The organism is Serratia sp. BNK-12, from assembly GCF_047456085.1.
Lineage (GTDB): Bacteria > Pseudomonadota > Gammaproteobacteria > Enterobacterales > Enterobacteriaceae > Serratia > Serratia liquefaciens.
Genome location: NZ_CP179896.1, coordinates 4447067 through 4466762 on the forward strand (window position 1 = coordinate 4447067; position 19696 = coordinate 4466762).

The 19696-nt window shown below is 57.7% G+C and carries 17 protein-coding genes and 1 riboswitch; of the genes, 13 read left to right on the forward strand and 4 right to left on the reverse strand.

Translation table 11 applies throughout. The features are described from left to right. The first annotated feature begins 66 nt into the window (after window positions 1–66). The 5 genes from leuL (at window position 67) to leuD (ending at window position 4922) form a co-directional block, all read left to right on the forward strand. Complete coding sequence (gene leuL, locus ACMGG1_RS20780; RefSeq protein WP_104410921.1) at window positions 67–150, forward strand: leu operon leader peptide; 84 nt, start codon at window positions 67–69, stop codon at window positions 148–150. Between the two features lie 89 nt (window positions 151–239). Next, window positions 240–1814, forward strand: a complete 1575-nt coding sequence (gene leuA / locus ACMGG1_RS20785) for a 2-isopropylmalate synthase (RefSeq protein WP_020825197.1) — start codon at window positions 240–242, stop codon at window positions 1812–1814. 2 nt (window positions 1815–1816) lie between these two features. Next, window positions 1817–2908, forward strand: a complete 1092-nt coding sequence (leuB, locus tag ACMGG1_RS20790; protein ID WP_041414192.1) for a 3-isopropylmalate dehydrogenase — start codon at window positions 1817–1819, stop codon at window positions 2906–2908. Between the two features lies 1 nt (window position 2909). Beyond that, window positions 2910–4310: a 3-isopropylmalate dehydratase large subunit gene (gene leuC / locus ACMGG1_RS20795; protein ID WP_046374527.1), complete on the forward strand. Its 1401-nt coding sequence runs from the start codon at window positions 2910–2912 to the stop codon at window positions 4308–4310. Between the two features lie 9 nt (window positions 4311–4319). Next, window positions 4320–4922, forward strand: coding sequence for a 3-isopropylmalate dehydratase small subunit (gene leuD, locus ACMGG1_RS20800; protein ID WP_020825194.1), 603 nt, complete (start codon window positions 4320–4322; stop codon window positions 4920–4922). Between the two features lie 134 nt (window positions 4923–5056). Here leuD and ACMGG1_RS20805 read toward each other — a convergent pair whose 3' ends face one another. The 3 genes from ACMGG1_RS20805 to sgrT all read right to left on the reverse strand — a co-directional run bounded on the left by ACMGG1_RS20805 (window position 5057) and on the right by sgrT (window position 8209). Continuing rightward, window positions 5057–6529 carry a DASS family sodium-coupled anion symporter gene (locus tag ACMGG1_RS20805; protein ID WP_020825193.1) on the reverse strand — a complete coding sequence of 491 codons (1473 nt, stop codon included), beginning with the start codon at window positions 6527–6529 and terminating at the stop codon, window positions 5057–5059. A 141-nt stretch (window positions 6530–6670) separates the two neighbouring features. Then, the gene (locus ACMGG1_RS20810) at window positions 6671–7876 is read right to left on the reverse strand and encodes a sugar efflux transporter (protein WP_128865013.1); all 1206 of its coding nucleotides are present in this window, start codon (window positions 7874–7876) and stop codon (window positions 6671–6673) included. Window positions 7877–8035: 159 nt separating this feature from the next. Further along, window positions 8036–8209: a glucose uptake inhibitor SgrT gene (sgrT, locus tag ACMGG1_RS20815; protein WP_020825191.1), complete on the reverse strand. Its 174-nt coding sequence runs from the start codon at window positions 8207–8209 to the stop codon at window positions 8036–8038. A 90-nt stretch (window positions 8210–8299) separates the two neighbouring features. Between sgrT and sgrR the strand changes: the two genes are divergently transcribed. From sgrR to ilvN, 7 genes are all read left to right on the forward strand, one after another. Then, on the forward strand, window positions 8300–9961 hold the full coding sequence (sgrR, locus tag ACMGG1_RS20820) for an HTH-type transcriptional regulator SgrR (protein ID WP_414160993.1): 1662 nt from the start codon (window positions 8300–8302) through the stop codon (window positions 9959–9961). A gap of 37 nt (window positions 9962–9998) precedes the next feature. Beyond that, window positions 9999–10124: riboswitch (TPP riboswitch) on the forward strand. A gap of 58 nt (window positions 10125–10182) precedes the next feature. Next, window positions 10183–11169, forward strand: coding sequence for a thiamine ABC transporter substrate binding subunit (gene thiB / locus ACMGG1_RS20825; RefSeq protein WP_201895745.1), 987 nt, complete (start codon window positions 10183–10185; stop codon window positions 11167–11169). After that, window positions 11145–12749 (forward strand): thiamine/thiamine pyrophosphate ABC transporter permease ThiP, encoded by a 1605-nt coding sequence (thiP, locus tag ACMGG1_RS20830; RefSeq protein WP_201895746.1) that lies wholly within the window; start codon window positions 11145–11147, stop codon window positions 12747–12749. Before thiB ends, thiP begins: the two co-directional genes overlap by 25 nt. Window positions 12750–12863: 114 nt before the next feature. After that, on the forward strand, window positions 12864–13568 hold the full coding sequence (gene thiQ / locus ACMGG1_RS20835) for a thiamine ABC transporter ATP-binding protein ThiQ (RefSeq protein ID WP_041415214.1): 705 nt from the start codon (window positions 12864–12866) through the stop codon (window positions 13566–13568). 88 nt (window positions 13569–13656) lie between these two features. Then, window positions 13657–13770: an ilvB operon leader peptide IvbL gene (gene ivbL / locus ACMGG1_RS20840; protein ID WP_218167600.1), complete on the forward strand. Its 114-nt coding sequence runs from the start codon at window positions 13657–13659 to the stop codon at window positions 13768–13770. Window positions 13771–13881: 111 nt separating this feature from the next. Further along, window positions 13882–15576 carry an acetolactate synthase large subunit gene (ilvB, locus tag ACMGG1_RS20845; protein ID WP_410529148.1) on the forward strand — a complete coding sequence of 565 codons (1695 nt, stop codon included), beginning with the start codon at window positions 13882–13884 and terminating at the stop codon, window positions 15574–15576. A gap of 3 nt (window positions 15577–15579) precedes the next feature. After that, window positions 15580–15873, forward strand: coding sequence for an acetolactate synthase small subunit (gene ilvN / locus ACMGG1_RS20850; protein WP_116691300.1), 294 nt, complete (start codon window positions 15580–15582; stop codon window positions 15871–15873). A gap of 147 nt (window positions 15874–16020) precedes the next feature. On the opposite strand, the gene ACMGG1_RS20855 is transcribed toward ilvN, so the two are convergent. Further along, window positions 16021–16788 carry a DedA family protein gene (locus tag ACMGG1_RS20855; RefSeq protein ID WP_187962274.1) on the reverse strand — a complete coding sequence of 256 codons (768 nt, stop codon included), beginning with the start codon at window positions 16786–16788 and terminating at the stop codon, window positions 16021–16023. A 332-nt stretch (window positions 16789–17120) separates the two neighbouring features. Here ACMGG1_RS20855 and ACMGG1_RS20860 point away from each other — a divergent pair, with 332 nt between their 5' ends. Then, entirely contained in the window at window positions 17121–19484 is a 2364-nt protein-coding gene (locus ACMGG1_RS20860) for a DNA polymerase II (RefSeq protein ID WP_414161462.1), read from the forward strand. Window positions 19485–19696 lie beyond the last annotated feature (212 nt).

A 19696-nucleotide genomic window follows, 5' to 3' on the forward strand; every position in this document is an offset into this window, starting at 1 on the left:
TTGACATAGTTAAGCCAATAACGTATCAAATTAGGCAACGACATTATTTTAGAGAGTTGAACCGCCATGAACCACACTTACCGTCTACTAGGCCTACTACTTAACGCATCTTGTTTGCGCGGTATGCCGGTGGACGGAGTTCAGAGCTGATTCAGCCCACCCTCATAACAAACCCGCGCTACTGCGCGGGTTTTTTTTTACCCGCTTAGCGTGAAATAAACACGATAAGGAACCACCCGATGAGCCAACAAGTCATTATTTTCGATACAACTTTGCGTGATGGCGAGCAAGCGCTGCAGGCCAGCCTGAGCGTGAAAGAGAAGATTCAGATAGCGATGGCGCTGGAGAGAATGGGTGTCGACGTCATGGAAGTAGGCTTCCCTGTCTCCTCACCGGGTGATTTCGAATCCGTGCAAACCATCGCTCGCCAGATTAAAAACAGCCGTGTCTGTGGCCTGGCTCGTTGCGTAGATAAAGACATCGACGTCGCGGCCGAAGCATTGCGCGTCGCCGAAGCGTTCCGCATTCACGTGTTCCTGGCCACCTCGACCCTGCATATTGAATCAAAACTGAAGCGCTCGTTCGACGAAGTGCTGGAGATGGCAATACGCTCAGTGAAACGCGCCCGTAACTACACTGACGACGTAGAATTCTCCTGTGAAGACGCCGGCCGTACGCCAATCGATAACCTGTGTCGCGTGGTGGAAGCCGCTATCAATGCCGGCGCGACCACCATCAATATCCCGGACACCGTGGGCTACACCACCCCGAACCAGTTTGGCGGTATTATCACCACCCTGTATGACCGCGTACCGAATATCGATAAAGCCATTATCTCCGTTCACTGCCACGACGATCTGGGCATGGCGGTCGGCAACTCCATCGCCGCAGTACAGGCTGGCGCCCGCCAGGTTGAAGGGACCTTGAACGGTATCGGTGAACGCGCAGGCAACACCTCGCTGGAAGAAGTGATCATGGCGATCAAAGTGCGCCAGGACATCATGAACGTGCACACCAACATCAATCATCAGGAAATCTTCCGTACCAGCCAGATTGTCAGCCAGCTGTGCAACATGCCGATCCCGGCCAACAAAGCGATCGTCGGCTCCAATGCTTTCGCCCACTCCTCCGGTATTCACCAAGACGGCGTGCTGAAAAATCGCGAAAACTACGAAATCATGTCCCCGCAGACCATAGGTCTGAAGGATGTACAGTTGAACCTGACTTCCCGTTCCGGTCGCGCTGCGGTGAAACACCGTATGGAAGAGATGGGCTATAAGGAACAGGACTACAACCTGGACAATCTGTACGCTGCCTTCCTGAAGCTGGCCGACAAAAAAGGCCAGGTGTTCGATTACGACCTGGAGGCGCTGGCCTTCATTAATAAGCAGCAGGAAGAGCCAGAGCACTTCAGCCTGGATTACTTCAGCGTGCAGTCGGGCAGCAGCATTATGGCCACCGCCTCGGTGAAATTGGTCTGCGGCGAAGAAGAGAAAGCCGAAGCTGCCACCGGCAATGGCCCGGTTGATGCGGTTTATCAGGCAATCAACCGTATTACCGGTTACCCGATCGAACTGGTGAAATATCAATTAACCGCCAAGGGCCAGGGGCGCGATGCGCTGGGCCAGGTTGATATCGTGGTGTCGTACAACGGCCGCCGCTTCCATGGCGTAGGTCTGGCGACCGACATCGTGGAATCCTCCGCCAAGGCGATGGTTCACGTACTGAATAATATTTGGCGCTCCCAGCAGGTAGAAAAAGAAAAGCAGCGTCTGCAGCAAAACAAACATCAAAATAATCAGGAAACGGTGTGAACATGACGAAGACCTACCACATTGCCGTCTTGCCCGGAGACGGAATCGGCCCGGAAGTAATGGCCCAAGCGCGTAAAGTGTTGAACGCAGTGCGTCAGCGCTTTGATATCCGCATCACCGAAGCCGAGTACGACGTCGGTGGTATTGCCATCGATCGTCATGGCAGTCCGCTGCCACAGGCAACCCTCGCCGGTTGCGAGCAAGCCGACGCCATCCTGTTCGGTTCAGTAGGTGGCCCGAAATGGGAACACTTGCCGCCGGCAGAACAACCTGAACGCGGTGCCTTGCTGCCCTTGCGCAAGCACTTCAAACTGTTCAGCAACCTGCGCCCTGCTCGCCTGTATCAAGGGTTGGAAGAGTTCTGCCCGCTGCGGGCCGACATCGCCGCCCGCGGTTTCGATATTCTGTGCGTGCGTGAACTGACCGGTGGCATCTACTTCGGCCAGCCGAAAGGTCGTGAAGGCCAGGGCATGCAGGAGCGCGCTTTTGACACCGAGGTCTATCATCGCTTCGAGATCGAACGCATTGCGCGCATCGCCTTCGAATCTGCCCGCAAGCGCCGCAATAAAGTAACCTCGATTGATAAAGCCAACGTATTGCAGAGCTCGATTCTGTGGCGCGAAGTGGTCAATCAGGTCGCCAAGGATTACCCAGATGTGTCGCTGTCGCATATGTATATCGACAACGCCACCATGCAGTTGATCAAAGACCCGTCGCAGTTCGACGTGCTGCTGTGTTCCAACCTGTTCGGCGATATCCTGTCCGACGAGTGCGCAATGATTACCGGGTCGATGGGCATGCTGCCGTCCGCCAGCCTGAACGAGCAAGGCTTCGGTTTATACGAGCCCGCAGGCGGTTCTGCACCGGACATCGCGGGTAAAGGCATCGCCAACCCAATCGCCCAGATCCTGTCCGCCACCCTGCTGCTGCGTTACAGCCTGGGTGCCACTGAAGCAGCGGATGCCGTAGAACGCGCAATCAACCAGGCGCTGGAACAGGGTTACCGCACCGCCGATCTGGCCGGTACCGGTAAAGCCATCAGCACCGATGAAATGGGTGACATCATCGCCCGCTTTGTAGCTCAGGGGGCATAACATGGCCAAGACCTTATATCAGAAGCTGTACGATGCCCACGTGGTGTACGAAGCGCCGAACGAAACGCCGCTGTTGTATATCGACCGCCATCTGGTGCACGAAGTCACTTCGCCACAGGCCTTTGACGGTCTGCGCGCCATGGGCCGCAAGGTGCGCCAACCTGGCAAAACCTTCGCCACTATGGACCACAACGTCTCGACCCAAACCAAAGACATCAACGCCAGCGGTGAGATGGCGCGTATTCAAATGCAGGAGCTGATCAAGAACTGTGCTGAATTCGGCGTCTCGCTGTATGACCTGAACCACCCTTTCCAGGGCATCGTACATGTCATCGGCCCTGAGCAGGGCATGACGCTGCCGGGCATGACCATCGTCTGCGGCGACTCTCATACCGCGACGCATGGAGCCTTCGGTTCACTGGCCTTCGGTATCGGTACCTCGGAAGTGGAACATGTGCTGGCTACCCAAACCCTGAAACAGGGTCGCGCCAAAACCATGAAGATTGAAGTCACCGGTGATGCCGCCGAAGGCATTACTGCCAAGGACATCGTGCTGGCGATCATCGGCAAAACCGGCAGCGCCGGCGGTACCGGTCACGTCGTGGAATTCTGTGGCAAAGCGATTGAAGCGCTGAGCATGGAAGGCCGTATGACCCTGTGCAACATGGCGATCGAAATGGGCGCCAAAGCCGGGTTAGTGGCTCCGGACGACACCACCTTTGAATACCTGAAAGGCCGTCAGTTTGCCCCAACCGGTAACAACTGGGAACAGGCCGTCGCCTACTGGCGCACCATGAAGTCAGATGACGACGCCAAATTTGATACCGTAGTGACCCTGCGCGCCGAAGACATCGCGCCACAGGTTACCTGGGGTACCAACCCAGGACAGGTTATTGCCGTTAATCAGGCAATCCCGGCGCCGGAATCGTTCAGCGATCCGGTTGAACGTGCCTCGGCAGAAAAAGCGTTGGCCTATATGGACCTCAAACCGGGCATCAAGCTGACCGAAGTGCCGATCGACAAAGTGTTTATCGGCTCTTGTACCAACTCACGTATCGAAGATTTGCGTGCGGCTGCGGCAATCGCCAAAGGCCGCAAGGTTGCCAATGGCGTACAGGCGATCGTGGTGCCGGGCTCCGGCCCGGTGAAAGCTCAAGCGGAAGCGGAAGGCCTGGATCAAATCTTTATTGAAGCCGGATTCGAATGGCGTCTGCCGGGCTGCTCAATGTGCCTGGCGATGAACAACGATCGTCTGAACCCCGGTGAGCGCTGCGCATCCACCAGCAACCGTAACTTCGAAGGGCGTCAGGGCCGCGGTGGACGTACTCACCTGGTCAGCCCGGCGATGGCGGCGGCGGCGGCCGTTGCCGGTCATTTCGCCGATATCCGTGATATTCACTAAGGGGCTAACGTGTCTAAATTTACTCAACATATTGGTTTGGTCGTGCCTCTGGACGCGGCTAACGTCGACACCGACGCCATCATTCCAAAACAGTTTTTACAGAAAGTGACGCGTACCGGCTTCGGCCAGCACCTGTTTAACGACTGGCGCTTCCTCGATGACGCCGGCCAGCAGCCAAACCCTGAGTTCGTGCTGAACAAGCCGCGCTACAAGGGTGCCAGCATCCTGCTGGCGCGCGAAAACTTTGGCTGTGGCTCCTCACGCGAGCACGCTCCGTGGGCACTGACCGATTACGGTTTCAAAGTGGTGATAGCGCCCAGCTTCGCCGATATCTTCTACGGCAACTCGTTCAACAACCAGCTGCTGCCGGTTACTTTGAGCGAACAACAGGTTGATGAACTGTTCAAGCTGGTTGCCGACAACGAAGGGGTCGAATTCGTGGTCGATTTGGAGAACCAGACGGTCAATGCCGGCGGCAAAAGCTACCCGTTTGAGATCGACAGCTTCCGCCGCCACTGCATGATTAACGGATTGGACAGCATCGGCCTGACGCTGCAACACGAAGCGGATATTTCTCGCTACGAGGCGCAGCAGCCCGCGTTTCTGAACTGATCAGCGGCTAATACCCTAAATAATTGGAGCTGCGGCAAGGCGGCAAGTAAGTAAATCCCCTGGAGCTTAGCGAACTAAGTGACAGGGGTGCGCTTACGCAGCCAACACCGCAGCAGCTTCAAGTATGACGGGTATCACCAATAACCCAGCCACTTCCACCAGGCCCCGCCAATTAACATCCAAATCAGCAGGTTAATCACGCTCATCACAAAACCGGCTTTCCACCATTCGCCCAGCGTCACATAGCCGGAACCGAAAATGATCGGCGCCGTCCCGGTACCATAGTGGGTCAGTGACATCATCAGAGAAGACGAAAACGCCAGGATCAGGCCCAACAGCGCCGGTGGCGCCCCGAGCGCAACGCCGGCGGCAAAGAAGGCGGCAAACATGGCGGTGACGTGTGCGGTGGTGCTGGCAAAGAAGTAGTGCGAATACAGATAGATGATGGTTAACAGCACGGTGCCGCCCACCCAGCTCATCCCCATATGATCAATACCGCTGCCCACGGTCTGCGACAGCCAACTAATCAACCCCAACTTGCCGAGGAAACTGGCCATCATCACCAGCGCAGAGAACCACACCACCGTATCCCAGGCCCCTTTGTGCTTCAAAACGTCTTCCCAACTCAGCACGCCGGTCGCCAACAGCACCGCCAGACCAATCAGCGCGGCCGTGGTGGGGTTAACCGCCAGCGCCGGGCCGAAGATCATCGCCGGGATACCCGCCCACAGCACCAGCAGCAGGGCAAACACTGCCAGAGTAATTTTCTCCGGCAATGTGATTGGCCCCAAAGCCTGTAACTTGTCGCGAGCGAAGCGCGGCGCGTCCGGGGTGCTTTTCACCTCCGGTGGATACAACAGATAAATGACCAGCGGCATAACGATCAACGAACACACGCCCGGCACCAGAGCGGCAATTGCCCACATTGACCAGGAGAGCTCAAAGTTGCCGTGCGTACCCTTGGCGATCAGGCTGACGATCAGCGGGTTAGGCGCAGTCGCGGTGATAAACATCGCCGACGTGATGGGGTTGATGTTGTAATTCACCAGCGACAGATAGCGGCCAATTTTACCGGAGGTGTTCAGATCGGGCCGCGAGCCGAAGCTGTCGGCGATTGACTTCATGATCGGGTGGATAATCCCGCCGCCTCGGGCGGTATTGCTTGGGGTGACCGGCGCCAGGGTGGTTTCCGCCAGCGTCAATGCATAGGCGATCCCCAACGTCTTCTTACCGAACAACGAAATAAAGTAGTAGCCAATGCGCGCGCCCAGCCCGGTTTTGTTCAGACTAAGCGAGATCATGATCGAAAAACCGATCAGCCAAATCAGCTGGTTGGAGAACCCGCTGAGCGCATCATTGAGCGCCGCGCCCGGTTTGCCGGGGTTAGTGACACCGGTTACGGCCACCAGTGCGATGGCCACTATCGAAACCGCACCAATCGGCATTGCCTTGCCAATGATGGCGATGATAGTGCCGATAAACAGCGCCAGCAGATGCCAGGCATTGGGCGCAACCCCTTCGGGAACCGGGATCACAAACCAGATAAGCAGAGCGACGACGACGGCACACAGGGAAGGGACAGGTTTGAGCGGTGTTAGTTTATCCATAACATACCCACTTTTCTAAACGGATCGGCATCTCAGCAGCAAGATGGGCGGGAGCACAGCGATCGGGCTCCGGTTTCGTTTAGCTTGGGCCGTTGGCGTAATGTTCTCAATGACATGCGTCAATATTGACGACGTTTACACTCACACTTCTCGCACGCGGGCGCTCATCCATAACGCCGCCACCGCCAGCAGTGCCGCCAACCAATACACCGCGTAATGGCCCAGGTTTTCCACCAACGCGCCCTGCAGCACCCCGGCCAGGATCACCCCGGTAGAAATACTGTTGGTAAACAGCGTTGTCGCCGCACCGGGCCGCCCTGGCATCAGGTCCTGGAAATAGAGCATGCCGATACCGGCGATGATGCCGATAAAGATGGCATTGAACAGCTGTAATACCATCAGCGCCAGCTTGAACTTGAACACCACCAGCCCGGCATAAAACAGGATGCCTGCCACCACGGCGAACAGCATCATATTGCGTTTGCCGAAGCGCTTGACGTAATAACCGGCCAGCAGCATCGCCGGGATCTCCAGCCCGGCCGCCGTGCCCATCAGCAGCCCCGCCAGGTTCTCCGGCAGGCCCAGATCGGCGGTGATATACAACGGCATGTCTATGATGTACATGGTATTGCAGGTCCACATCAGCACCGAGGCGATAAACAACCGCCTGACATCCGGGTTCCGCCAGGCGCTGACTGGGGCAATCGGTGCCGAAGGGGCTGCGATTAGCGTATCGGCAGGTTCTACCGGCGCGACACGCGGCACCGAAGGCAGCGTAAACCACACCAGCAATGCACAAATTGCAAAGGTCGCCGCGGCAATAACGAACATCACCGTAAAGCCGTAATTCAGCGCCAGCGTAAACGAAAGCGGCGGGCCAATCACCCAGGCCAACGACAGCTGCGCACGCATGACCGAACTGAACATCACCACTTCACGTGCCGAGCTGTCAGCATATTCCCGCGCCAGTGCGAAAATCTGTGGCATGGCGGTGTTGGCAATCGCCGACAGCAGCACCCCGGCCGTAATCAGCGTCAAATAGTCACGGTTGAAGGCAAAAAGCAGGCAGTTGCCGACCGCCATCAGGCAGCACACCAGGATCAGCTTGCGTCGATCGCCGCGCGTGTCCGAACGTTTGGCCAGCAGAAAACTGACCGCGATGCCGACAATGGCGTTAACGGTATAGAACAGCCCCACCCACAGCGGCCGGACCTTAACCTCGGTGGTTAAAAACAGGCTCAGGGTCGGCGCCAATAGCGCTCCGGCAATACCGGAAAGGAAAGCAATCAGCAGGAAAGCGGCAAAGACGGGATTAAAGCGGCGTGGCAGCCAATGCAGTCGTTTCATATCTTCGTCTCAGGCCCTTAATGCGGAAGACAGAACCTTAGGCCAAGGGGAAAAAATTGCAACAATATCCCCGCAGCCCACAATAAAAAAACCAGTGGGTATAACCCCACTGGCTGGTGAACAGCACCATTACTCAGAAACACTTTCGCTACCGAAGCCTCAGAGGTGCTCGCGGTATTGCTTGTCCGTCATTGACGCGATATCCCATTGGGTCAGGTGAGCCAACATCTCCAGCCGCGCCTGTTCAGGTACCAGTCCCAACCAGTCAGCATGCTGCCGGCGTACTGCGCTGAAGTAGCGCTGATAGAACTGTTTTGACAAGAAAACTTTCATCCGTCGCCCTCCCCCTTTCATTGAGGAAAATTATCGGCGTAATATAGGGAAAGATAAATTGATGGGTTACCGCCGGAGCCTTCCTCTTTTATGCCCACTTCCAGATTGCAACAGCAGTTCATTCGCCTGTGGCAGCGCTGCCATGGCGAACCGACCGAAACCACGTTACAGGAGCTGGCCGAAGTGCTCAGCTGCTCGCGTCGCCACGTGCGATCACTACTGGGCGCCATGCAGCAGCAGGGCTGGCTGACCTGGCAGGCAGAATCGGGGCGCGGCAAGCGTTCGCAACTGACCTTTCACTATACCGGTCTGGCGTTGCAGCAACAGCGTGCCGAGGAGTTGCTGGAGCAGGATCGTATCGATCAGCTGGTGCAACTGGTCGGCGATAAAAATGTGGTGCGGCAGATGCTGCTGTCCCAACTGGGCCGCAGCTTTCGTCAGGGTAAACACATCCTGCGCGTGCTCTATTACCGGCAACTGTACAATCTGTTGCCGGGCTCGGCGCTGCGGCGCTCGGAAACCCATTTGGCGAGACAAATTTTCAGCGGCCTGACGCGGATAAATGAGGAAAACGGGGAACTGGAATCCGATCTTTCTCATCACTGGCAAGCTTTAACGCCGTTGCATTGGCGCTTTTATTTACGCCCGGCCATTCATTTCCACCATGGGCGCGAGCTGGAAATGGAAGATGTCATCAGTTCGCTCAGCCGGTTGATGCCACAACCGCTGTTCTCCCATATCGAACGCGTGACGTCGCCGACGCCCTACGTGATTGACGTGCATCTGCACAGCCCCGATTACTGGCTGCCGTGGCTGCTGGGCAGCGTGCACGCCATGATATTGCCGCGCGAGTGGCAAAGCCTGCCGGAGTTCTCGCGCCATCCGGTCGGTACCGGCCCCTATAGCGTGGTGCGCAATCACCGCAGCCAGATGAAAATTCACGCCTTTGATGATTACTTTGGCTATCGCGCACTGATCGACGAGGTCAATATCTGGGTGCTGCCAGAGGTGACCGAAGAACTGGTACACTCCGGCGTACAGCTCCAGGCGGACGATACCGGGAAAAACGAGCTGGAAAGTCGACTGGAAGAAGGCTGCTATTTTCTGCTATTCGATCAGCGCTCCCCGCTGGCGGCCGATCCGGTCATCCGCAGCTGGTTATGCGAACTGATCAACCCTATTTCGCTCCTGAGCAACGCCGGCCCTGTTTATCAACGCTATTGGTCACCGGCCTACGGCATTCTGCCGCGCTGGCACCACAATCGCGCGCTGGCATTGCAGCCCAAACCGGCCGGATTGACCGAACTGACCCTGACCTACTACAGCGAACACTCGGAGTTCCACGCCATTCAGCAGGCCATCGAGCCGCTGCTGGCGCAGCACGGCATTAAGCTGAATATTCAGATTGTCGATTACGCTACCTGGCATAAAGGCGACGCGAGCACCGATTTGTGGCTCGGCAGCGCCAACTTTTACCTGCCGCTGGAGTTCTCACTGTTCGCCACCCTGTATGAACTGCCGCTGATGCAGCACTGCATGAGTGAGGACTTGTCCGAAGATGCGGCGCTGTGGCGCGCCAATGCCCTGCCGCTGGCGGATTTTTGCCAACGTCTGGTCAGCGGCCATCAATTGCATCCTCTGTTCCACCACTGGCTGCAACTGCATGGCCAGCGCAGCATGCGCGGCGTGCGAATGAACACTCTGGGTTGGTTCGATTTCAAATCCGCCTGGTTTGCGCCGCCGGAAGCATAAGCACCTTTCACCGGCGCCCGTTAGTCTTTACAATGGCGCCGTCTCAACGGGGTGCAAAACGACAGCAGCGTAATGAAAACGCAAGCGGCCGGTTTTGCTGAGAACAAACCCGTCGAACCTGATCCGGTCAATACCGGCGGAGGGATTTGAGCCCAGCGATCCGGCATCAGCCGCTTGCCCCCTCAGATACCCTTGCCCCCCTAAATTTTCAGGAGTGCAAAGTGGTCAAAAAAAGCCTGCCCTTGTTACTGTTGCTGTGCGCCGCACCGGTGTTCGCCAAGCCCACGCTGACGGTCTACACCTACGATTCCTTCGCCGCTGACTGGGGCCCTGGCCCGTCGGTCAAAAAAGCCTTTGAGGCCCAATGCGAATGCGAGCTGAAATTTGTCGCGCTGGAAGACGGTGTCTCACTGCTTAACCGCCTGCGCATGGAAGGCAAAAACAGCGCCGCCGACGTGGTGCTGGGGCTGGACAACAACCTGCTGCAGGCGGCGCAGCAAACCGGGCTATTCGCGCCAAGCGACGTCGACAGCAGCAAATTGAACGTACCGGGCGGCTGGCAAGACAAAACCTTCGTCCCCTATGACTACGGCTACTTTGCCTTCGTTTACAACAAAGAAAAGCTGAAAAACCCGCCCAAAAGCCTGCATGAGCTGGTCGACAGCAGCCAGAACTGGAAAGTGATCTATGAGGATCCGCGTACCAGTACCCCAGGTTTGGGTCTGCTGCTGTGGATGCAGAAAGTGTATGGCGATCAGGCACCGGCAGCCTGGCAGAAGCTGGCGAAGAAAACCGTCACCGTGACCAAGGGCTGGAGCGAAGCCTATGGCCTGTTCCTGAAAGGCGAAGGCGATTTGGTGCTTAGCTACACCACCTCCCCAGCCTACCATCTGATTGAAGAAAAAAAAGACAGCTACGCCGCGGCCAACTTCAGTGAAGGCCATTATCTGCAGGTGGAAGTGGCGGGCAAACTCAAGGCCAGCAAGCAACCTGAGTTGGCGGAACGCTTTATGCAATTTATGGTATCCCCGGCGTTCCAAAACGCCATTCCTACCGGCAACTGGATGTACCCGGTGATCAAGACCTCACTGCCGGCCGGATTTGACCAAATGACCGTCCCGCAGACCGCACTGCAGTACAGCGCAGAAGATGTAGCCAAACAACGCAGCAACTGGATCCGGGCATGGCAAACCGCCGTCAGCCACTGATCCCGCGTTGGCTATGGCCGGGGCTGCTGGCCGCCGGCCTGATCCTGACCATCGCCGTGCTGGCGATGGGGTCGCTGTGGCGGCACGCGCCGGACAGCGATTGGCGTGGTATATGGCAAGACAGCTACCTGTGGCACGTAGTGCGCTTCACGTTTTGGCAGGCCCTGCTGTCCGCGCTGATCTCGGTGCTACCCGCGCTACTGCTGGCTCGGGCGCTCTATCGCCGCCGTTTCCCCGGTCGTCAGTTACTGCTGCGGCTCTGCGCCATGACGCTGGTGCTGCCGGTGCTGGTGGCGGTATTCGGCCTGCTCAGCATATATGGCCGCCAGGGCTGGTTGGCAATGCTGTGTGGCTGGCTGGGCATTAACTACAGTTTCACGCCTTATGGTCTGCAGGGCATCCTGCTGGCGCACATGTTCTTCAACCTGCCGTTGGCGACACGTCTGTTGCTGCAGGCGCTGGAAAACATCCCGGTTGAACAGCGCCAATTGGCAGCCCAGCTCGGCATGAGCGGTTGGCAGCAGTTTCGCTTTGTCGAGTGGCCGGCGCTGCGCCGTCAAATCCTGCCGAGCGGCGCGCTGATCTTTATGCTGTGCTTCGCCAGCTTCGCCACCGTACTGTCGCTGGGAGGTGGGCCGCAGGCAACCACCATCGAACTGGCCATCTATCAGGCGCTCAGTTACGACTACGATCTCAGCCGCGCCGCGCTGCTGGCGCTGATCCAACTGGCATGCTGCCTGGGGCTGGTGATCTTCAGCCAGCGCCTGAGCCAGGCGCTGCCGGTCGGCAATACCCATGCCACTATCTGGCGTAATCCGGAAGACAGCCTGTGGCGACGCATCAGTGACTTTTTGCTGATTGCCGCTGCGTTGCTGCTGCTGTTGCCCCCACTGCTGGCGGTGATCGCCGACGGCGCCAATCAAACGATGGTTAGCGTCCTGCAGCAACAGGTGTTGTGGCAGGCATTGTTCACTTCGTTGCGCATCGCTCTGGGGGCGGGCGTACTTTGTGTCGTGCTGACCATGATGCTGCTGTGGAGCAGCCGTGAGCTGAAGCTGCAACAGAGACTGCGTTGGGGGCACGCGCTGGAGTTGAGCGGTATGGTGATCCTGGCGATGCCGGGCATTGTGCTGGCCACCGGTTTCTTCCTGCTGTTGAGCGACACTGTCGGGCTGCCGCAGTCGCCGTACGCGCTGGTGATCCTCACCAATGCGTTGATGGCCGTGCCCTATGCGCTAAAAGTGTTGGAAAACCCCATGCGCGACCTGGCCGAACGTTATAATCCGCTGTGCCTGTCGCTGGATATTCAGGGCTGGCAGCGGCTACGCTGGATTGAGCTGAAAGCGCTGCGCCGCCCGTTGGCCCAGGCGCTGGCCTTCGCCTGCGTACTGTCGATCGGCGATTTCGGCGTGGTGGCACTGTTTGGCAACGAACATTTCCGCACCCTGCCTTTTTACCTGTACCAGCAGATCGGCGCCTACCGCAGTAATGACGGCGCGGTCACCGCGCTGCTGTTGCTGTTATTGTGCTTCCTGCTGTTTACCCTGATCGAACGCTTACCGGGCCGCTCTGACCGATAGATTTCAAGCTGCAGCAAGGCGGCGACTGAGCGCATTCCCAGGAGCTTAGTTCCCTAAGTGACTGGGATAAGTGAAGAAAGCCAACACAGCGGCAACGTGAAAGATGAAGGACATATGCTAAAGCTTGAAAAACTGACCTACCTGTATGAACACCTGCCAATGCGCTTCGACCTGCGTATTCAACCGGGCGAACGCGTCGCGGTGCTGGGCCCCAGCGGGGCGGGGAAGAGCACTCTGCTCAGCCTGATCGCCGGTTTTCTGCCGTCCGCCAGCGGCAGGTTGCTGCTCAACGGTAGCGACCACACCGGCACGCCGCCAGCCAAGCGCCCGGTCTCGATGCTGTTTCAGGAAAATAACCTGTTCGCCCACCTGACGGTGGCGCAGAACATCGGTTTAGGCCTGGATCCCGGCCTGCGGCTGAATGAGGAGCAGAAGCGGCAGTTGGCGCAAATTGCCCGGCAAGTAGGGCTGGAAGAACATTTGCCCCGCCTGCCGTCACAACTTTCCGGTGGCCAACGCCAGCGTGCCGCCCTGGCGCGTTGCCTGATCCGCCAGCGGCCCATCCTGTTACTCGACGAACCTTTTTCAGCGCTCGATCCGGCTTTACGCAACGAGATGCTGCAACTGCTGCAGGAAGTTTGCGACCAGCGAAACCTGACGCTGTTGATGGTATCGCACAACCTGGATGACGCCGCACGCATCGCGCCACGGACCCTGCTGGTGGTGGACGGCCGTATTTTTTACGACGGCCCGACGCAGGCGCTGCTGGACGGCAGCGCGCCGGAAGCCAAGGTGCTGGGCATTTCACACAAACCGTGATCTTCCGCCCGTTTTTTATGCTGTGCAAATAAACCAGTTGTGCGAATTTTTCGCCTGTGGTTTTATAAAAACCTGACTTTTTTTACTGATGATAAGGTTCCCTGTGATCGCATCCTCGCTGACTTCGACCCTACTAATTACCGCGCTACCAGCCGCGGTGGTCGTCGTGCGTGTGGTGGTGGTCGTCGGCAATGCGCCGTAGGGTCCGAATCAACGCATCGATTCCCAAACCCCGCCGGCGCAAACCGGGCGGGGTTTTTAGTTTTAGCCCCCTGCCCAGAAAAGCAAACCGGCCTTGAGAAAGGATAGGAACATGGCAATTTCGGGCACGCCACATCAAGGTAACCGCTTCACCGGCGCAGAGTTGATCGTTCATCTGCTGGAGCGTCATGGCATCACCACCGTCGCCGGCATTCCCGGCGGCGCGGCACTGCCGCTGTATGACGCGCTGAGCCAAAGCACCCGTATTCATCACGTACTGGCTCGCCACGAACAGGGGGCGGGTTTTATGGCGCAGGGTATGGCACGCGCTAACGGGAAAGCGGCGGTTTGTATCGCCTCGAGCGGCCCGGGCGCGACCAATCTGGTCACCGCCATCGCCGACGCCAAACTCGATTCTATCCCGCTGGTGTGCATCACCGGCCAGGTTCCCTCTTCGATGATTGGCACCGACGCCTTCCAGGAAGTGGACACCTACGGCATCTCGATTCCAATCACTAAGCACAACCATTTGGTCCGCGATATCCGCGAACTGCCACAGGTGATCTGTGACGCATTCCGCATCGCTGAATCCGGCCGCCCTGGCCCGGTGTGGATCGACGTACCGAAAGATGTTCAAACGGCGGTTATCAGCCTGGACCAACTGCCGCCGATCGCCGTTCCCGATGCGGCGCCAACCTTTGAAGCTACCGCCGTGGCGCAGGCCGCCGCGATGATCAATCAGGCCAAACGCCCGGTGTTGTATCTGGGCGGCGGCATCATCTGCGCCAACGCCTATCAGCAGGCGATTGAGCTCGCTGAACGCGCCAACCTGCCCACCACCATGACGCTGATGGCATTGGGCGCCATGCCGGTGCAGCATCCGTTGTCGCTGGGCATGCTGGGTATGCATGCGGCGCGCAGTACCAACTTTATTCTGCAAGAGGCTGATTTACTGATCGTGCTGGGCGCGCGCTTTGACGATCGGGCGATTGGCAAGACCGAGCAATTCTGTCCAAACGCCAGCATCATTCACGTGGACATCGATCGCGCCGAACTGGGCAAGGTAAAGCAGGCCAATATTGCCATTCACGCCGACGTAGGCCAGGTATTGCAACAACTGCTGCCTCAAATCGAAGCGCAGCCACGCAGCGAATGGCTGAGTACCGTCAATGATCTCAAGCGCGAGTTCCCGTTCAGCATGCCTAACGCCGAAGATCCGCTGAGCCACTACGGGCTGGTGCTGGCTGCCGCGCGCTGCGTGGACGAAAACGCCATCATTACCACCGACGTGGGCCAGCATCAGATGTGGGTAGCACAAGCCTATCCGCTGAGCCGACCGCGCCAGTGGCTGACCTCCGGCGGGCTGGGCACCATGGGCTTCGGCCTGCCGGCGGCGATCGGCGCTGCCCTGGCCGAACCGCAGCGCAAGGTGCTGTGTTTCTCCGGTGACGGCAGCCTGATGATGAACATTCAGGAAATGGCGACCGCCGTCGAACATGACCTGGACGTGAAAATTATCCTGATGAACAACCAGGCGTTGGGGCTGGTGCACCAGCAGCAAACGCTGTTCTACCAGCAGCGCATTTTCGCCGCCGCCTATCCCAAGCGCACCGACTTTATCAAGATTGCCGCCGGTTTCGGGATGGACACCTGCGATTTGAATGCCGCAGAAGATCCGCAGGCGGCACTGGCCGAAGCGATCCAACGTCCAGGGCCTTGCCTGATCCATGCGCTGATTGATATTAATGAAAAAGTTTTCCCGATGGTGCCGCCGGGCGCTGCCAACATCGACATGATTGGAGAATAAGCCATGTCAGAACAACGCAATAACCCACAGGTGATCCTGGAACTGGCGGTACGTAACCACCCTGGCGTGATGTCGCACGTCTGCGGCCTGTTTGCCCGCCGCGCCTTCAACGTGGAGGGCATTCTTTGCCTGCCGCTGAAAGACGGTAAACAAAGCCGCATCTGGCTATTGGTGGCGGACGATCAACGGCTGATGCAGATGATCAGCCAGGTAGAAAAACTCGAAGATGTGCTGCAGGTAAAACGCCACAGCGAAGACGTGCGGGTGTTTGAACAGCTGGAAGCCTTCTTCCAGTAAGGTGGCAGAACACCAAACCCTATCCACTATGGATTTCACGTGACAGCTAGGCGGCAAGAGCCTGAATCCCCAGGCGCTTACTTAGGTAAGTAACTGGGGTTTAGGGACGCAGCCAACAACGCTGCCGCTTGAAAGACAACGGGGATATCAGCCAGCCAACACCTTCCACAGCAGGTGACGATAAACCGGCATCAGCGGTTGCTGGTGCAGATAATAAAAGGTGCCGATCGCCAATCCCCAGCTCAGGACGCAGGCCATCCGCAGACGTACCGGTGACAGCCACTTGCCAAGCCGGTCGGCGCTGCGTTTGCCTTCGCGCCACCATCGCCAGCTCAGCCAGGCGGCCAACCAAATCAATACCACTACCGCAAACAGCAACCACTTAAATAACGCACTGTTGGCGCTGGCAGGGATATCGATGGCTACGCCGGCCAAAATACCGGGGAAGAAATAGACTGGTGGCCAGGCAATACAGCCGATGATGTTAGGCAACGCGAATTTATACGGCGGCAAATCGAGCATGCCGGCCACCATCGGCACCAGCGGGCGCGTTGGGCCAACAAAGCGCCCAATCAGGATGGTCGCCATACTGTGTTGATGCAACGCGTGCTCGGTCTTGTCCAGCATCGCTTTGTTCTTCTTCAAGAATGACCAGCGGTGCAGCGGCCCCTTGAAGGCGCGGCCGATAAAGTAAGAAATCCAGTCACCCAACAGGCAACCCACGATGCCCGCAGCCCAGGCATAATAGAAATCTACCTGACCGCTGCCGATCAACGCACCGATACTGGCCATCATGACCGTGCCGGGCAGCAACAGCCCCACCAGCGCCAGCGATTCCAGAAACGCGACAAACATGACCACCATCAGAGTGAAAGCCAATGACTGGGTGATCAAGTGCTGTAAATAGGCTTCCATTAAACCTCTGTTCGTTATCCAAAGCGCGTGGGCGTGGGATTGTCCGGTGCGGCCGGGAGCGAGTCAACCTGTGAATTGTATGCTTTTTTGGCAGAACTGTGCGGCCATGGACAATTACTGTATAAAAACCCATACTATAATTTATCTACCAGAACCAAAGCTTTCGCAAACAGCCAACGACACCACGCCTTGAGCATCAGGGGAATACCCAATGGATTTCAAGTTGCGGCTAGGCGGCAAGAGCGAGAGTCCCCAGGAGCTTACCCAAGTAAGTGACTGGGGTGAACGCACGCAGCCAACAACGCCGCAGCTTGAAATACGAAGGGTATATGATGTCACTCCAACAGGGCTTTCTGCTCACCCGCCACTGGCGTGATACGCCTGCCGGCACCGAGGTGGAGTTTTGGCTGGCGACCGACAATGGACCGCAGCAACTTCGTCTGGCGCCGCAGATCTCCGTAGCCTTTATCCCGGCCGAACAGCGCCAGTGCGCTGAACTGCTGCTGCGTGAGGAGCGGCAACTGGAGCTGAAACCCCTGCCGTTGACTGACTTTCACCATCGCCCGGTGGTGGGGCTTTACTGCCGGCAGCATCGCCAATTGATCAAGCTGGAAAAGTTGCTGAAAGACGGTGGCGTCAATGTCTACGAGGCCGATATCCGTCCACCGGAACGCTACCTGATGGAGCGTTTCATCACCGCACCGGTGTGGTTCAGCGGCCAGGCCAACGGCAACGGCCCGCTGCAGGGCGGCCAAATGAAACCGGCGCCGGAATACCGCCCAACCTTGAAGCTGGTCTCCCTGGACATTGAAACCACCGCCCACGGCGAGCTGTACTCGATTGCCCTGGAAGGCTGCGGCCAGCGCCAGGTTTACATGCTTGGGCCCGCCAACGGCGGCAATGAACCACTGGATTTTGAGTTGGAGTACTGCGTCAGCCGTCCGCAAATGCTGGAACGGCTGAACCAATGGCTTGAGCGGCACGATCCCGACGCCATTATTGGCTGGAACCTGGTGCAGTTCGATTTGCGCGTGCTGCAAAAACACGCCGAACGCTATCAGATCCCGCTGCGACTGGGCCGTGGCGGCAACCTGCTGGAGTGGCGCGAACACGGTTTCAAACAGAATCACTTTTTCGCTTCCGCTGCCGGTCGCCTGATTATCGACGGCATTGAAGCGCTGAAATCCGCCACCTGGAACTTTCCGTCGTTCAGCCTGGAACACGTGTCGCAAACGCTGCTGGGAGAAGGCAAGTCTATCGATAACCCTTACCAGCGCATGGCAGAAATCGACCGGCGCTTTGCCGAAGACAAGCCCGCGCTGGCGCGTTACAACCTGAAAGACTGCGAACTGGTTACGCGAATTTTTGCCAAAACCGAGTTGCTGACCTTCCTGCTGGAACGCGCCACGGTTACCGGGCTGGCAGCCGACCGCAGCGGCGGTTCGGTGGCCGCCTTCAGCAATCTGTATATGCCGCGCATGCACCGGCTGGGCTTTGTGGCCCCCAACCTGGGTGAACAGCCCGAGGAACACAGCCCCGGCGGTTTTGTGATGGATTCGCAACCCGGCCTGTATGACTCGGTGCTGGTGCTGGATTACAAGAGCCTGTATCCCTCAATCATCCGCACCTTCCTGATCGATCCGGTCGGCTTGGTCGAAGGCATGCGAAACCCAGGCGATGCGGACTCGGTGCCCGGTTTTCGCCACGCGCGTTTTTCACGCAGCAAGCACTGTTTGCCGGCGATCGTCGAGCAGATCTGGCAAGGCCGTGAAGCGGCGAAACGTCAGCAGAACAAAGCCTTGTCGCAGGCCTTAAAGATCATCATGAACGCGCTGTATGGCGTATTAGGATCGAGCGGCTGTCGTTTTTTCGATCCCCGATTAGCCTCGTCGATCACCCTGCGCGGCCATGAAATCATGCGGCAAACGCGCGAGCTGATCGAGGCGCAGGGGTATCAGGTGATCTACGGCGATACCGACTCGACCTTCGTTTGGCTCAAACAACCGCATGACGAGCAGCAAGCGGCGCAAATAGGCCGAAAGCTGGTGCAACAGGTGAACCAATGGTGGCAACAGCATTTGCAGCAAGAGTACGGGCTGGAGAATGCGCTGGAACTGGAGTTTGAAACCCATTATTCACGTTTCCTGATGCCCACCATTCGCGGCGCCGAGCAGGGCAGCAAAAAACGTTACGCCGGGCTGATCGCCCAGCCGGACGGCAGCGAAGAGATGGTCTACAAGGGATTGGAAACGGTGCGCACCGACTGGACACCGCTGGCACAGCAGTTTCAGCGCCTGCTGTATCAACGCATTTTTAAACGCCAGCCCTACCAGGATTTTGTGCGTGAATACGTTAGTCAAACGCTTAACGGTGATTTCGACGATCGGCTGGTCTACCGCAAGCGTCTGCGCAGAAAGCTGGACGACTATCAGCGCAACGTTCCACCGCATGTGCGCGCAGCACGTATCGCCGACGACTATAATCGTCAGCAGGGACGACCGTTGCAATACCAAAACGGCGGCTGGATCAGCTATGTCATGACCGTGGCCGGGCCGGAGCCGCTGGAGACCCAGCAGTCGGCGATTGATTATCCCCATTATCTGGAGCGCCAGCTGCAGCCGGTAGCAGACGCTATACTGCCATTTTTGCATGACGATTTTACCACGCTGGTGACCGGGCAGATGGGACTGTTTTAACATTCCGCCCGCCAGCAGGGTTTGGTGAAGGGTTAAGAAAAATCATCGGGTTTTGCAGGTGACGAACGCGCCGCCTTCCATTACCATAGCGCCCTTCCCAAATTCTGGACCCACACACCCCCCATGTCGTCTGACGATGTATGCATGGGATGAATAGCTATTGCCCGCCATATTAAAATAAATCGGGATTAGCAGACGTTTGATACGGGTGC

What these genes read in the sequence shown, in the direction of transcription:
- ilvN (WP_116691300.1), top strand. Translation starts at nt 15,580, where the DNA reads ATGTCAGAACAACGCAATAACCCACAGGTGATCCTGGAACTGGCGGTA.
- leuB (WP_041414192.1), top strand. Translation starts at nt 1,817, where the DNA reads ATGACGAAGACCTACCACATTGCCGTCTTGCCCGGAGACGGAATCGGC.
- ACMGG1_RS20810 (WP_128865013.1), bottom strand. Translation starts at nt 7,876, where the DNA reads ATGAAACGACTGCATTGGCTGCCACGCCGCTTTAATCCCGTCTTTGCC.
- sgrT (WP_020825191.1), bottom strand. Translation starts at nt 8,209, where the DNA reads ATGAAAGTTTTCTTGTCAAAACAGTTCTATCAGCGCTACTTCAGCGCA.
- leuA (WP_020825197.1), top strand. Translation starts at nt 240, where the DNA reads ATGAGCCAACAAGTCATTATTTTCGATACAACTTTGCGTGATGGCGAG.
- ivbL (WP_218167600.1), top strand. Translation starts at nt 13,657, where the DNA reads ATGATAAGGTTCCCTGTGATCGCATCCTCGCTGACTTCGACCCTACTA.
- leuL (WP_104410921.1), top strand. Translation starts at nt 67, where the DNA reads ATGAACCACACTTACCGTCTACTAGGCCTACTACTTAACGCATCTTGT.
- ACMGG1_RS20855 (WP_187962274.1), bottom strand. Translation starts at nt 16,788, where the DNA reads ATGGAAGCCTATTTACAGCACTTGATCACCCAGTCATTGGCTTTCACT.
- ilvB (WP_410529148.1), top strand. Translation starts at nt 13,882, where the DNA reads ATGGCAATTTCGGGCACGCCACATCAAGGTAACCGCTTCACCGGCGCA.
- ACMGG1_RS20805 (WP_020825193.1), bottom strand. Translation starts at nt 6,529, where the DNA reads ATGGATAAACTAACACCGCTCAAACCTGTCCCTTCCCTGTGTGCCGTC.
- sgrR (WP_414160993.1), top strand. Translation starts at nt 8,300, where the DNA reads ATGCCCACTTCCAGATTGCAACAGCAGTTCATTCGCCTGTGGCAGCGC.
- thiP (WP_201895746.1), top strand. Translation starts at nt 11,145, where the DNA reads ATGGCAAACCGCCGTCAGCCACTGATCCCGCGTTGGCTATGGCCGGGG.
- thiQ (WP_041415214.1), top strand. Translation starts at nt 12,864, where the DNA reads ATGCTAAAGCTTGAAAAACTGACCTACCTGTATGAACACCTGCCAATG.
- leuC (WP_046374527.1), top strand. Translation starts at nt 2,910, where the DNA reads ATGGCCAAGACCTTATATCAGAAGCTGTACGATGCCCACGTGGTGTAC.
- ACMGG1_RS20860 (WP_414161462.1), top strand. Translation starts at nt 17,121, where the DNA reads ATGTCACTCCAACAGGGCTTTCTGCTCACCCGCCACTGGCGTGATACG.